This is a genomic window from Streptomyces meridianus (assembly GCF_023703325.1).
Taxonomy (GTDB): domain Bacteria; phylum Actinomycetota; class Actinomycetes; order Streptomycetales; family Streptomycetaceae; genus Streptomyces; species Streptomyces meridianus.
This window is the reverse complement of the sequence record NZ_JAMQGM010000029.1, coordinates 88,628-102,961: the sequence shown is the minus strand read 5'-3', so window position 1 is coordinate 102,961 and position 14,334 is coordinate 88,628. Positions and strand designations below refer to the sequence as shown.

At 69.8% G+C, this 14,334-nt stretch carries 12 protein-coding genes; 7 read left to right on the top strand and 5 right to left on the bottom strand.

The genetic code is table 11. The features are described from left to right. The first annotated feature begins 59 nt into the window (after positions 1 to 59). From M1E25_RS14220 to trxA, 7 genes are all read left to right on the top strand, one after another. Positions 60 to 2,414, top strand: a complete 2,355-nt coding sequence (locus tag M1E25_RS14220; RefSeq protein WP_251415156.1) for a DUF6049 family protein — start codon at positions 60 to 62, stop codon at positions 2,412 to 2,414. Between the two features lie 43 nt (positions 2,415 to 2,457). Beyond that, positions 2,458 to 4,515 (top strand): murein biosynthesis integral membrane protein MurJ, encoded by a 2,058-nt coding sequence (gene murJ, locus M1E25_RS14215; protein WP_251415154.1) that lies wholly within the window; start codon positions 2,458 to 2,460, stop codon positions 4,513 to 4,515. Between the two features lie 109 nt (positions 4,516 to 4,624). Then, entirely contained in the window at positions 4,625 to 6,349 is a 1,725-nt protein-coding gene (locus tag M1E25_RS14210) for a protein kinase family protein (protein ID WP_251415152.1), read from the top strand. Positions 6,350 to 6,392: 43 nt separating this feature from the next. Beyond that, positions 6,393 to 7,079 carry an RNA polymerase sigma factor SigM gene (sigM, locus tag M1E25_RS14205; RefSeq protein ID WP_251415150.1) on the top strand — a complete coding sequence of 229 codons (687 nt, stop codon included), beginning with the start codon at positions 6,393 to 6,395 and terminating at the stop codon, positions 7,077 to 7,079. A gap of 5 nt (positions 7,080 to 7,084) precedes the next feature. After that, a complete protein-coding gene (locus M1E25_RS14200; RefSeq protein WP_251415148.1) occupies positions 7,085 to 7,996 on the top strand; it encodes an anti-sigma factor family protein in 912 nt (303 codons plus the stop codon). A gap of 112 nt (positions 7,997 to 8,108) precedes the next feature. Then, positions 8,109 to 9,095: a thioredoxin-disulfide reductase gene (gene trxB / locus M1E25_RS14195; protein ID WP_251415145.1), complete on the top strand. Its 987-nt coding sequence runs from the start codon at positions 8,109 to 8,111 to the stop codon at positions 9,093 to 9,095. A gap of 43 nt (positions 9,096 to 9,138) precedes the next feature. Further along, positions 9,139 to 9,471: a thioredoxin gene (gene trxA, locus M1E25_RS14190; protein WP_251415142.1), complete on the top strand. Its 333-nt coding sequence runs from the start codon at positions 9,139 to 9,141 to the stop codon at positions 9,469 to 9,471. A gap of 89 nt (positions 9,472 to 9,560) precedes the next feature. On the opposite strand, the gene M1E25_RS14185 is transcribed toward trxA, so the two are convergent. The 5 genes from M1E25_RS14185 to M1E25_RS14165 form a co-directional block, all read right to left on the bottom strand. Continuing rightward, positions 9,561 to 10,178 (bottom strand): GNAT family N-acetyltransferase, encoded by a 618-nt coding sequence (locus M1E25_RS14185; RefSeq protein WP_251415139.1) that lies wholly within the window; start codon positions 10,176 to 10,178, stop codon positions 9,561 to 9,563. Between the two features lie 214 nt (positions 10,179 to 10,392). Further along, complete coding sequence (locus M1E25_RS14180) at positions 10,393 to 11,493, bottom strand: ParB/RepB/Spo0J family partition protein (protein ID WP_251415137.1); 1,101 nt, start codon at positions 11,491 to 11,493, stop codon at positions 10,393 to 10,395. Next, positions 11,486 to 12,652 carry a ParA family protein gene (locus M1E25_RS14175; protein ID WP_251415369.1) on the bottom strand — a complete coding sequence of 389 codons (1,167 nt, stop codon included), beginning with the start codon at positions 12,650 to 12,652 and terminating at the stop codon, positions 11,486 to 11,488. Before M1E25_RS14175 ends, M1E25_RS14180 begins: the two co-directional genes overlap by 8 nt. 272 nt (positions 12,653 to 12,924) lie before the next feature. Further along, positions 12,925 to 13,641 carry a 16S rRNA (guanine(527)-N(7))-methyltransferase RsmG gene (gene rsmG / locus M1E25_RS14170; protein WP_251415135.1) on the bottom strand — a complete coding sequence of 239 codons (717 nt, stop codon included), beginning with the start codon at positions 13,639 to 13,641 and terminating at the stop codon, positions 12,925 to 12,927. Between the two features lie 177 nt (positions 13,642 to 13,818). Next, positions 13,819 to 14,325, bottom strand: a complete 507-nt coding sequence (locus tag M1E25_RS14165) for a Jag family protein (RefSeq protein WP_251415133.1) — start codon at positions 14,323 to 14,325, stop codon at positions 13,819 to 13,821. Positions 14,326 to 14,334 lie beyond the last annotated feature (9 nt).

Sequence of the window (14,334 nt, the reverse complement as noted above, 5' to 3'; positions counted from 1 at the left end):
TACCATTCGTGGACGCATCATCGACGACCACACACCGACGACGAGGGACGGGCGAGCGCGTGGCCGAGGCGGCACAGTTTCAGGAGGCCGGACCTGCTCCTGCTCGCCGGTGGCTGCGGCGGTCCGCCGCAGCGCTGGCGGGAGTACCGCTGCTTGCCGGATTGGTGCAGGTCACGCCCGCGGCGCCGGCCCAGGCCACTGAGCAGGCGGCCGCCGCCAAGGGCGTGGACGTGTCGATCGACTCGATGACTCCCGCGACCCCGGACGAGGGTGACACGATCACCGTCTCGGGCAGCGTCACGAACGACGGCCCCAAACCCGTCGACGACGCCCGGGTGGCGCTGCGGCTGGGTCAGTCGATCCAGAGCCGCAGCGGCATCGACGCCGCATCGCGCAGCACCCCGTTCTCCTACAGCGACGGCAAGGAGGTCGGTGGGAAGCGGGGTTCCGTGAAGTTCAAGCGCCTTGCGGCCGGCCAGACCCGTGACTTCAAGCTCTCCGTCCCCGCCGAGGACCTGGATCTCGATCGCGGGGGCGTCTACCGGATGGGCGTCACGCTCAGCGGAGCCACCCCGGGCCGGCCAGGCGGGCAGGTACTCGGCGTGGAGCGGACCCTCCTTCCCTGGCAGCCCGAGGCCGCGAAGAAGAAGACCGGGCTCAGCTACCTCTGGCCGCTGATCTCGTCCTCCCACCTGACCGCGCAGACCGACTCGGACGATCGCCAGACACCGGTCTTCCGGGACGAGTCCCTCGCTTCGGAGCTGAAACCGGGCGGCCGGCTCCAGCAGCTGGTGTCACTGGGCAAGGACCGCCCTGTCACCTGGGTCATCGACCCGGATCTGCTGGCCTCCGTCACGGCGATGACGGAGAACTACAAGATCGAGGGCCCGAAGGGCAGGACACGCCCGGGCAAGAACCAGGCCGTGGCCAAGGAGTGGCTCAAGGACCTGCAGAACGCCGTCGAGGGCGAGGAGGTCGTGGCACTGCCGTTCGCGGACCCCGACCTGGCGTCCCTCGCCCACCGCGGGAAGAACGTCTCCGGGGCTCTGGGGCATCTCCGGCCCGCCACCGACCTCGCGTCGCGGACGGTCGGCAACGTCCTGGGCGTGAAGCCGCGCACGGACTTCGCATGGCCGGTGGAGGGTGCGGTCGACACGTCGGTCGTCGATGTCGCCACGTCCGCGGGGGCGCACAACGTCATCGCCCGCAGCGACAGCATGCGGGAGGCCACGAACCTGCCCTACACCCCCAGCGCCGCTCGCCCCATCGGCAGCGGGAACACGGCTGTGGTGTCCGACGCGCGGCTGTCCACGATGTTCCGCGGCGGCATGATGCGGGCCGAGGACTCCACGCTCGCGGTCCAGCGGTTCCTCGCCCAGACCCTGATGATCACCATGGAGAACCCGGGCAAACAGCGGAACATCGTGGTGGCGCCGCAGCGCCTGCCCTCGTCCAGCGAGGCCCAGACCATGGCCCGCGCCATCGACGGCATCGAGGAGGGCCGCTGGACCCAGCCGCTCCCGCTCTCCGACGCCGCGAAGGCCAAGCCGGACCCCAGGGCCACGACGCACGTGCCGGGCCCCGGTACCTACCCCCGCTCCCTGCGGCGCGAAGAGCTTCCGAAGTCCGCCTTCGAGACGATCCAGCGGACCCAGTCGGCGCTCGAGGGATTCCAGGTGGTCCTGTCGCAGCCGGAGCGCGTGGTGACGCCGTTCGGCAACGCCATGATGCGCGAGATGTCGGCCTCCTGGCGCGGCAGGACGCGGGAGGCCGAGGCGTTCCGCGGCTCCGTCGAGGACTACCTCTCGGGGCTGAGCCGCGGGGTGCAGCTGATCCAGAAGTCGACCCAGACACTCTCCGGACGCAGTGCCACGATTCCCGTGACCGTGCAGAACAACCTGGTGCAGGGAGTCGAGGGGCTGAAGCTGGTCCTCAAGTCCAGCCAGCCGAACCGCCTGGACGTCGGCGATCCGCAGCCCGTCAGGATCGAGGGCGGCCACAGCCAGTCGGTGAAGTTCGACACGACGGCGAACGCGAACGGTCCCGTGCGGGTCCACGCCCAGCTGTACACGGAGGACGGCACCCCGTACGGCGCCCCGATGACCTTCAAGGTGACCGCGACCTCCATCACCTCCACGGTGATACTCGTGATCGCTGGCGGGGTCCTGCTTCTCGTCCTGGCCGGCGTCCGCATGTACAGCCAGCGCAAGCGCGCGGTGGCCGAGGGCGGAACCGATGCGGCGCCGGACGAGCCGGAATCCGCCGGGGTGGCCTCCGGAACCGAGGGCGGGACCGAGGACCGGGCCGAGAGAAAGGCCGAGGGCGAGGACCCCGAGCAGGAGGGTGACGCGTCACCGGACACCGGACCGGATGGCGACGGGCCGTCCGGCACGGGTGAGAAAGTGAACCGTTGACGACGTCGGGGCCCGCAGGGCCGGATCATGAGGTGGGGTGGCGATGAACACGCCGTACGACAGTGACCGCGGCCGGGGCCCGGTCACTGAGCCGGCTGGTCAGGCTCCGCCCCCGCCCACCGCACCGGGATCGCCGGATCCGTACGTCGACGACGTACGGTCCCGCGATCCCTATCCCGGCCAGGACCCGGCAGCCCAGGACCCGGTCGGTGAGGCGCTCCAGGACCGCGCGGCGCACCCGCCTCACCGTCCCGAAGCCTCCCAGCAGCCCCCGCATCGGACGTACGACACGGCTGCGGGCCCTGCCGACAGTGATCCCCCCGGCACGCCCGGGCAGCAGGACCGGCAGGACGCCTTCGCCAACCTGTACCAGGACCAGCAGGAGTACGGCCGCCGGAACGGCCCCGAGACGGTGCCGCAGCAGAGCGCGCCGGAACCGGTTCCCGCCCCGGCGAAGCGAGCCGGCCGAGCCTCCGGTGTGCTGAAGTCCAGCGCCGTCATGGCCGCCGGAACCCTGGTCTCGAGGCTCACGGGCTTCCTTCGGCAACTCGTGATCACAGCGGCCCTGGGCGCGGCGTTCCTCGGTGACGCCTACACGGTGGCCGTGACCCTGCCGACGATGATCTACATCCTCACCATCGGCGGCGGGCTCAACTCCGTGTTCGTCCCGCAGCTCGTACGGGCCATGAAGAACGACGACGACAACGGCGAGGCCTACGCCAACCGGCTGCTGACCCTCGTCATCGTCGTGCTGGGCGTGCTGGTGGCCCTCACCGTCTTCGGCGCCCCCCTGCTGATCCGCATGATGTCGGTGTCCATCGCCGACAATCCGGCGTCCAACGAGGTGGCCGTCACCTTCGCCCGCTACTGCCTGCCCACCATCTTCTTCATGGGCATTCACGTGGTGATGGGCCAGATCCTCAACGCCCGTGGCCGCTTCGGCGCGATGATGTGGACCCCGGTCCTCAACAACATCGTCATCATCTTCACGTTCGGCATGTTCATCTGGGTCTACGGCACGGCCAGCACCTCGAAGATGAACGTCACCACCATCACCCCCGAGGGCGTCCGGCTGCTCGGCATCGGCACCCTGCTGGGCCTCGTGGTCCAGGCCCTGGCGATGGTGCCCTACCTGCGCGACGCGGGATTCCGGTTCCGGCCCCGCTTCGACTGGCGCGGACACGGGATGGGCAAGGCCGCCAAGCTCGCCAAGTGGACGGTCCTGTTCGTGCTGGCCAACCAGGCCGGCATGCTCGTCGTCACCCAGTTCGCCACCCGGGCCGGCGAGGCCGCCGACCGGGCGGGATTCGAAGGCACCGGAATCCTGGCCTACAACAACGCCCTGCTCATCTGGCAGATGCCGCAGGCGATCATCACGGTCTCCGTCATGGCCGCCCTGCTGCCGCGGATCTCCCGGTCCGCCCACGACGGCGACACCGCCGCCGTCCGCGACGACATCTCCCAGGGCCTCCGCAACTCCGCCGTCGCCATCGTTCCCATCGCCTTCGGCTTCGTCGCTCTGGGCATCCCGATGTGCACACTGATGTTCTCGTCGGCCAGCGAGGAGGCCGCCCGGTCGATCGGTTTCATCCTCATGGCCTTCGGCCTGGGGCTGATCCCGTATTCGGTGCAGTACGTGGTGCTCCGCGGCTTCTACGCCTACGAGGACACCCGCACCCCCTTCTACAACACCGTGATCGTCGCTGCCGTCAACGCGGGCGCCTCGCTGCTGAGCTACTTCCTCCTGCCGGACCGCTGGGCGGTGGCCGGAATGGGGCTCGCGTACGGCCTGGCCTACGCCGTCGGCGTGGGTGTCGCCTGGAACCGCCTGAGCCGGCGTCTTGGCGGTGATCTGGACGGCGCCCATGTCCTGCGCACCTATGCGCGTCTGGCGGGGGCCAGCCTGCCCGCCGCGCTCGCCGCGGGGGCGGCCGGCTACGGCATCACCCTGGCTCTCGGCCAGAGCGTCCCGGGGGCGCTCGCGGCACTGGCCGGCGGAGGAATCGTTCTCGCCGTGGTCTTCTACGCAGCCGCACGTCGCATGCGGATCGCGGAGATGACGGCGATGGTGGGCATGGTCCGCGGCCGTCTCGGCCGCTGATCGAACAACCTTCGTCCACCGTCGTGTGTCGTGCACGACGACGGACTGTGGGCACAATTGTCATGGCTGTGGTGGACGCGCGTGCGATGGATGGGGAGGCAGGAACGCGGTGGCGGAACGGAGCACGGCCGCCGTCGACGTGGCCGACGACAGCGGCGAGGAGTCGCTGACCGCCCAGCAGGGCGAGGCCACGGGCGACGGGGTGGAGGCCGAGGAGACCGATGCGGCGAACGGGACGGACGAGGAAGCTCCCGTGACCGCGGACACCGACGACGGCACCGGAGACGCCACACCCGAGGTGGAGCCTCTGGATCTGCACAGCGGCCACAAACTCGCCCGGCGGTACCGGCTCGAGGAGTGCCTCACCCGTCTGGACGGTTTCAGCAGCTGGCGTGCCGTCGACGAGAAGCTGCGCAGAGCGGTCGGTGTGCATCTGCTCCCCGCAGCACATCCCCGTGCCCGGCCGGTCCTCGCCGCCGCGCGGTCCGCGGCGCTGCTCGGCGATCCACGGTTCGTGCAGGTTCTCGACGCGGTCGAGGAGGACGACGCCGTCTACGTCGTCCACGAGTGGCTCCCGGACGCCACCGAGCTCACCGCGCTCCTCGCCTCGGGCCCCTTCGAGCCTCATGAGGCGTACCAGCTCGTCGACCAGGTCTCCCAGGCGATGGCAGCCGCGCACAGCGAGGGACTGGCCCACCTCCGGCTCACCCCCGGATGCGTCCTGCGCACCGAATCCGGCCAGTACCGGATCCGGGGCCTGGCGGTCATGGCCGCCCTGCGCGGCATCCGCAGCGACCACCCCAAGCGCACCGACACCGAGGCGATCGGAGCGCTGCTCTACGCCGCCCTGACCCGGCGGTGGCCGTACGAGAACGACGCCTTCGGACTCTCGGGCCTGCCCAAGGGGGTCGGGCTGATCGCCCCCGACCAGGTGCGTGCGGGGGTGCACCGCGGGCTGGCCGAGATCGCCATGCGGGCCCTCGTCAACGACGGCGCCACGCCGTCGCGGCTGGAGCCCGCGTGCACCACCCCGGAGGAGCTGGCGAAGGCCGTCGCCGCGCTTCCACGCATCCGGCCGCCGGAGCCGTCGTTCGCGACGCCGACCTACCAGGCCGGGAGCTATCGGCAGAGCTCCTACAACCGCCCGACGGCGCGAACCTCGCCGGGAACGGCCTCGGCGGCGCCGGTGCCGCCACCGCCGCCGTTGCAGAGCCGCACCGGGAAGGCTCTGAAGTGGACCGTCTCCGCGCTCCTCATCGCAGCTCTGGGGCTCGGCAGCTGGCAGCTCGCGGACACCCTGATGAAGGGCGATTCGCGCACCCAGGACTCCGAGAGCTCCCAGCCCACGGACGGCAACAGGAAGACTGACAGGCCGACTCCGCTCCGCATCACCCAGGTCCGGGAGTTCTCTCCGCTCGGGGCCCCCATCGGCATGGTCAGCCGCGCCGTGGACGGCCGTAGGGACACGGCGTGGGTCACGCCGCAGTACAAGGGTTTCGCGAACTTCGGCAACCTGCCGACGCGCAAGGACGGCAGTGGGATCATCATCGACCTCGGCGGGGTCAGGAAGGTCTCCGGGCTGGAACTCGACATGTACCGCAGCGGCCACACCCTCGCCGTGCTGGCGGCTCCCCCTTCCGCGGTGAATCCGACGTCCCTCGAGGACTTCTCCGAGCGTCTGACGGACTCGGCCGGAACCGGCAGCAAGGTGTCCGTCGCTCTCGACAAACCCGTCCGGACGCGATACCTACTGGTCCACATCACCGAGCTGCCCGCGGACGGCTCGGCCACGCTGTTCCGCGGAGGCATCTCAGAGGTCAAGGTCACGGGCTGATCGCCCGTGACGGCTCAGCCGGAGGGGCGGAGGGGGACAGCCAGTGGACGGAGCGCCGCACGATGCGGCAAGCGACCAGGACCTTCTCGCCCGCCATGCAGCGGGGGACACCCGCGCCTTCGGTGAACTCGTCCGACGCCATCGCGACCGTCTCTGGGCGGTCGCGATCCGCACCCTGGGGGACCGCGAGGAGGCCGCCGACGCGGTCCAGGATGCGCTGGTCTCCGCTTACCGGGCCGCCCACACCTTCCGGGGCCGGTCCGCCGTCACGACCTGGCTGCACCGCATCACCGTCAACGCATGCCTGGACCGTGCCCGGAAGGCGGCATCCCGGCGCACCTCGCCGATAGCCGAGACGGAACACCTGGAGCAGCTGCTCGAACCTCACGAGTCCGCGGCGGCTCCCACCGAGCGCGGAGACGTCCACCGTGAGCTCATCGCCGCGATGCGCACCCTTCCGCCCGATCAACGGGCGGCGCTGGTGCTGGTGGACATGCAGGGTTATCCGGTGGCCGAGGCCGCCCGCATCCTGGACGTCCCTGCGGGAACCGTGAAGAGCCGGTGTGCCCGTGGCCGTGCCCGGTTGCTTCCCCTCCTTGCGCATCTCCGCACGGGTCGGCCCGCCGCCGAATCGGACCGGAGAAGGAACCGAACCGGAGCGAAATCCGTCCCACCGGGGCCGGAACCATCGGACGCCGATGCCGTGAGGGACGGAGGTGGGCGAGCGTGACAGCCATGAGCGACGACCGACGGCATCCAGAGGTGGAGGACGTCTCCGCTCTCGTTGAGGGGGTGCTGCCCGCGGACCGTTCAGCAGCCGTACGCGACCACATCACGAGCTGCGACCTCTGCGCCGATGTGCTGGCGTCCCTCGAATCGATCCGCGAGCTGCTCGGCACCCTTCCGGGTCCGTCACGGATGCCCGATGACGTTGCCGGCCGGATCGACGCCGCCCTCGCGGCGGAGACACATCTGGAATCGGCCCGGCCGGGAACCGTTTCACGTGAAACCACGCCGACGGAGGATGCAGGTGTTTCACGTGAAACCACGCCGCGGCCGCCCCGGCAACGAGCCGGCGGCAGGCCCCTCGGGCGCGCCGACGTCCCAGCCGGCCCCGGTCGCCCCAAGCGTCGGCGCCGCAGGCTGATGGCCATCGGCACTGCTTGCTGTGCCGCCGCACTGGCCATCGGGGGAGTCGTCCACTCCATGAGCACGGTGGAGGGGAATGCTTCTTCCGACACGAGTGCGGCTCGGGAGAAGCCGGCCTCGGAAGATCCGTCCGCCTTCGCCGCCGGATCGCTGGAAAAACGGGTTCACGCCCTGCTCGCCGAGGAGGGGTCCGCGGCGCCCTCCAAGGCACCCTCCGGGGAGGCGCCGGAGTTCGACGTGCGCTCCAGCCCCACGGGCCCCCTGCGCGCCGAGGCGGTCGCGGTGCCGCCGTGCATTCAGCAGGCCACCCGTCGCAGCGAGACGGCGCTCGCCGCACAGACGGGCACGTTCCGCGGCGTCGAGTCCTACCTCGTGGTCCTGCCCCACCCGACCCGCACGGACCGCGTCGATGCCTACGTCGTCGACGCCTCGTGCGTCCGCGAAGCCGCTCCCGGCCCCGGAAAGATGCTGCTGTCCCGGACGTACTCGCGCGACTGACGGAGTCGGCGTGCGCCGTACGGCGCGGGGAATGCTCGCCCCGTAGGATCCGTTGGTGCAGTGGGAGTCCGGAACGGACTCGGATGTAGTCGGCAGAGACGAGGAAGAACCCGTGAGCGACGTCCGTAATGTGATCATTATCGGCTCCGGACCGGCGGGATACACGGCGGCTCTCTATACCGCCCGGGCCTCCCTGAAGCCCCTCGTCTTCGAGGGCGCGGTGACCGCCGGCGGAGCCCTGATGACCACCACCGACGTGGAGAACTTCCCGGGATTCCGCGACGGCATCATGGGTCCCGACCTCATGGACAACATGCGCGCCCAGGCCGAGCGCTTCGGCGCCGAGCTCGTCCCGGACGACATCGCGTCGGTGGACCTGAGCGGCGACGTGAAGAAGGTCACGGACTCCGCGGGCACGGTCCACCAGGCCCGGACGGTGATCGTGGCGACCGGTTCCCAGCACCGCAAGCTGGGACTGCCGCGTGAGGACGAGCTCTCCGGCCGTGGGGTCTCCTGGTGCGCCACGTGCGACGGGTTCTTCTTCAAGGACCAGGACATCGCCGTCGTCGGTGGCGGCGACACGGCGATGGAGGAGGCGACCTTCCTCTCGCGCTTCGCCAAGTCGGTCACCGTCGTCCACCGCCGGGACACGCTCCGCGCCTCCAAGGCGATGCAGGAGCGAGCTTTCGCCGACCCGAAGATCTCTTTCTCCTGGGACAGTGAGGTGGCGGAGATCCACGGCGATCCGAAGCTCTCCGGACTGACCCTGCGCAACACCAAGACCGGCGAGACCTCCGAGCTGCCGGTCACCGGACTCTTCATCGCGGTCGGCCACGACCCGCGCACCGAGCTGTTCCGCGACCAGCTGGAACTCGACGACGACGGCTACCTCAAGGTCGATGCGCCCTCCACGCACACGAACCTCACGGGTGTCTTCGCCGCCGGCGACGTCGTCGACCACACCTACCGGCAGGCCATCACCGCCGCGGGCACCGGCTGCTCCGCTGCTCTCGACGCCGAGCGCTTCCTGGCCGCACTGAGCGACGGCTCGGGCAGCGAGCACGCCCCCGAGCCGGAGAAGACCACGGCAGCTCTCTGACCTTCCCCCCGACAGCACCACCTGAATTCAAGGAGACCCGCCCATGTCCGGCGCCCTGAAGAACGTGACCGACGCCTCCTTCGAAGAGGACGTCCTGAAGAGCGACAAGCCCGTTCTCGTCGATTTCTGGGCTGCGTGGTGCGGCCCGTGCCGCCAGATCGCCCCGTCGCTCGAGAAGATCGCCGAAGAGCAGGCAGGCAAGATCGAGATCGTCAAGCTGAACATCGACGAGAACCCGGCCACCGCTGCCAAGTACGGCGTCATGTCGATCCCGACGCTGAACGTCTACCAGAACGGTGAGGTCGCCAAGACCATCGTGGGCGCCAAGCCGAAGGCCGCCATCGAACGGGACCTCGAGGAATTCCTCGGTCAGTGATCCCACGGGCCCACGGGCCCACGTTTCACGTGAAACAGGCCTGCCCCCTCGTCGGGGCGGGCCTGTTGTGTGGTGCGGCAGGGGAGGTGTCAGAGCGGACGCAGTGCGGGTTCCTTCTGTACGGCGCCGAGCAACCGGTCCAATGCCATCTCGACGTCCTCCTTCCACGACAGCGTCGTCCTCAGCTCGAGCCGCAACCGGGGGAAACGGTGATGCGGCCGGACCGTCTTGAATCCCACCGCCAGCAGGTGCTCGGCAGGAAGAACGCAGGCGGGGTCCTTCCACCGCGCATCACCGAAGGCTTCGATCGCCCGGAAGCCCCGCCGCAGCACATCCTTGGCAACGGTCTGGACGGTCATCCGGCCCAGGCCCTGCCCCTGATGCTCCGGCGTGATCCACGCCGTCATGAGTTGAACCGCGTCGGGCGACACCGGACTGGTGGGAAAGGCGGTCGATCGCGGCACATAGGCGGGAGGTGCGTAGAGCACGTAGCCGACCGGCACTTCGTCGACGTAGACGACCCGGCCGCAGGATCCCCATTCGAGGAGCACGGCCGAGATCCACGCCTCCTTCTCGACCTCCGGGTGGCCGGCCTTGACCGCCGCATCACCGCTGACCGGGTCGAGTTCCCAGAAGACACAGGAACGACAGCGCCGCGGAAGATCCGGGAGGTTGTCCAGAGTGAGCGGTGCCAGTCGACGCCCCATGAAGCCAACCTCACTTCTGCAGTCCCCCGGACCGTGGTGCACGCCCCGGCCGGTCCCGGTGCGCCCGTCCCTGTGCATCGTATCCGTGGCGTTCCCAGCAGGACGGCCGAAGCACAGGGCGGGTCGTGTCCCCGTGCAGTATCGGTCCGAACGGACCGCACCGCAGCCGGACGTCACGACCCGCCCGCTCCAGGAGTGATGCCTCAGTGACGCCTCACTCCTCGGTGTGCTCGGAGTCCTCATCGGACAGCTTGCTCTCCAGCACCTTGCCCTCGCCCGGGGCGAGGGTGCCGAGGATCCTCTCCAGATCCTCCATGGAGGCGAACTCCACCACGATCTTGCCCTTCTTCTGACCGAGGTCGACCTTCACGCGGGTCTCGAAACGGTCGGAGAGGCGAGAGGCCAGATCACTGAGCGCGGGCGAAACCCGCGTGCCGGCGCGAGGCCCTTTGGGCTTCGTGGCGCCACCGGGCCTGGAGCCCATCAGCGTGACCACTTCCTCGACCGCGCGAACGGAGAGCCCTTCGGCCACGATCCGGTGGGCCAGCCGGTCCTGTTCCTCGGCATCGTCGACCGACAGCAGCGCACGGGCGTGGCCGGCCGAGAGCACCCCGGCAGCCACCCGCCGCTGTACTGCGGGCGAAAGCTTCAACAGCCGCAGGGTGTTGGAGACCTGGGGCCGGGAGCGCCCGATCCGGTCGGCCAACTGGTCGTGGGTGCAGTTGAAGTCCTTCAGCAGCTGGTCGTAGGCCGCCGCTTCCTCGAGCGGGTTCAGCTGTGCGCGGTGGAGGTTCTCCAGCAGCGCGTCCAGGAGGAGCTTTTCGTCGTCCGTCTCCCGGACGATGGCAGGGATCCGCTCCAGACCTGCCTCGCGGCACGCCCGCCAGCGCCGCTCACCCATGATGAGTTCGAACCGCTCGGGCGCCAGCTGGCGGACCACGACCGGCTGCAGCAGGCCGACTTCCTGAATGGACGTGACCAATTCCGCGAGCGCGTCCTCGTCGAAGACCTCACGCGGTTGCCGGGGGTTGGGCGTGATGGCATCCAGCGGAACCTCGGCGAAGTGCGCGCCGGACGACATCACGGCCGCCGAGCTCTCCGCCTCCTGAGGCTCGGTCGCCGTCTCCGGCACCGCGCCCTGCCGGCGTCCCACCGCCGGCGCGGCTACGCCTCCCCGCTCAGCCGTTATCACCGGCACGGCTGCCGGCGATGTCACGGCTGCACCGATCGCCGGACCGTTGTGGTCCGACTCCTGCGGTGCCGCGGGGATCAGGGCGCCGAGTCCGCGGCCCAGTCCCCTGCGTCGTTCACTCACTGAAACCCTCCGGCATGCTGCGCTGAACCGGCTGGCCGTTCCCAGCCGAAGTGTTGGCCGCCACGGTGTGAGCACCCTGGCCGTCGTCATGCACGTCCGGCATCGCCTGCCCAGCGGTACCCGGGACGCCGCGAAGCGCGATCTCACGTGCCGCCTCGAGATAGGAAAGCGACCCGCTGGACGTCGGATCGTACGTGAGGACCGTCTGCCCGTAACTGGGTGCCTCGGAGATCCGGACCGACCGCGGAATGTTGGTGCGCAGGACCTCCGCACCGAAGTGACTGCGCACTTCGTCGGCCACCTGCGAAGCCAGCCGCGTCCGGCCGTCGTACATCGTCAGCAGAATCGTGGAGACGTGGAGCTTCGGGTTGAGGTGGCCGCGGACAAGGTCGACATTGCGGAGCAACTGTCCTAGCCCCTCCAGCGCGTAGTACTCGCACTGAATCGGGATCAGCACCTCGGCCCCGGCGACCAGAGCATTCACGGTCAGGAGCCCCAGTGAGGGCGGACAATCGATGAGGACATAGTCAAGCGGCTGTTCGTAGGCCTGGATCGCCCGCTGGAGACGGCTCTCCCGCGCCACGAGCGAAACCAGCTCGATCTCGGCACCGGCCAGGTCGATCGTCGCAGGCGCACAGAACAGACCCTCGACGTCGGGCGCCGGCTGCACCACGTCGGACAGCGGCCTGTTGTCCACCAGGACGTCGTAGATGGACGGGACCTCGGCGTGGTGGTCGATTCCCAGCGCCGTGGATGCGTTGCCCTGAGGGTCGAGGTCGATCACCAGAACCCGGGCACCGTGCAGCGCGAGCGCGGCTGCCAGGTTCACCGTGGTGGTGGTCTTGCCGACGCCGCCCTTCTGGTTGGCGACGATCATGACCCGGGTCTGCTCCGGCCTGGGCAGTGGCCCACCGGTGCGGCCGAGCGCTTCCACGGCCAGTTGCGCCGCTCGGCCGACCGGCGCGTCGTCCATCGGCGGTGGCGGCGTTTCACGTGAAACGTCATCACCCATGGGTGAGGGCCCGGAAGGCAGGCCCCCGTGGGACTCGGCTGCGCGGGGACCGGGGACCGGATCGGTCATCGGTCCCGCGATATTGGCGTCGGACCGCAAGGATTCACTCTCCTCGACTTCAGGCTCGCAATGAACAGAGCCTGCCATGGTTTCGGGGTCATGAACCAGCGGCGGCCGCTCTCCTGTGGAGGAATCCACTTCGGAACGGCCTCCCGGCGATCGGGGACCCGCCTTCCCGGCAGGCGCCGGGCGACGTCGCGGGGCGTCCGCCGCGCGACTACGACTGATGATTCCATGGAGAAGGGAGCGACGTTTCACGTGAAACAAGATGCACGGGGCCGCCACCCGGACCGGGACGACACTCCGACGCCGCTGCCACGCCAGCTTGTTTGGAGCAGGATCCCGGGCCGCAGCACCGGTCAGCGCCGGCGACGCGAACGGCCCGCGCGCGCAGCCTTGGCACGCTTGGCCGCGAAGCGGACGCCCCCCGGGCTCTCGCCGACCTCCACCCGCACCAGTGTGGAGGGCGGGTCGACCACCCCGGTCCCGACCTGCAGCACCGAGGTCTCGACCACGCCGAGCTTGCCGAGGGCGGCACGCGCGGCCTTGAGTTCCTCCTCGGCGGTGTCCCCCTTCAGGGCGAGCATCTCCCCGTAGGGCCGCAACAACGGCACACCCCAGCCGGCCAGCCGGTCCAGCGGCGCAACGGCGCGAGCGGTCACCACATGGACGGGCGTGAGCGTGCCGAGAACCTCCTCGGCCCGTCCCCTCACCACGGTGACGTGCTCCAGGCCCAGCAGCTCCACGACCTCCTGGAGGAAGGTCGTCCGCCGCAGCAGTGGTTCCAGAAGAGTGATCCGCAGATCCGGCCGGACGAGGGCCAGCGGGATGCCGGGCAGCCCCGCTCCCGAGCCCACGTCGCACACCGAGACCCCTTCGGGGACGGCCTCCGACAGCACGGCGCAGTTGAGCAGGTGCCGGGTCCACAGCCGCGGTACCTCACGGGGGCCGATGAGGCCGCGCCTGACCCCCGCGTCGGCGAGCAACTCGGCGTAACGCACAGCGTCCGGAAGACGTTCCCCGAAGACCGTCCTCGCCTCGTCGGGGGCCGGGGGGAGCTCTTCTACGTCCGTCACAGGGAACGTTCCTTCCTCGGAGGTCCGGGACTGCCCCCGGAAAGCCACAGCGCTTGCAGGTCACCTGTCCAGCAGGCGGAAAGAATTCCGGCCCCGTCTGAGTACAGACGGGGCCGGAAGCCGTTCCTCAGCTTTCCCACGGGGATCCGCAGGGCTGCAGATCCGGGAGCGCTCAGGTCAGGCAGGAAGCACGACAACGCAGCGCTGGGGCTCCTCGCCCTCCGACTCGCTCCGCAGTCCGGCCGCCGCCACCGCATCGTGGACGACCTTGCGCTCGAACGGGGTCATCGGCTTGAGCTTCACCGCTTCACCGCTGCTCTTCGCCTCCTGGGCGGCCTTGGCGCCCAGCTCGGCGAGCTCCTCACGCTTGCGCGCCCGGAACCCGGCGATGTCCAGCATCAGGCGGCTGCGGTCCCCGGTCTCACGGTGGACCGCAAGACGCGTGAGCTCCTGCAGGGCCTCCAGCACTTCACCGTCCCTGCCGACCAGCTTCTGCAGGTCCCGGCCGGACGCATCGCTGATGATCGACACCGCGGCCCGGTCGGCCTCGACATCCATGTCGATGTCGCCGTCGAGATCGGCGATGTCCAGCAGCCCCTCGAGATAGTCGGCCGCGATCTCGCCCTCCTGCTCGAGGTGGGTGAGGGTGTCGCCGTTGTCGGCGGTCGTGGTGCCGTCCGTCACTGGTCGGCC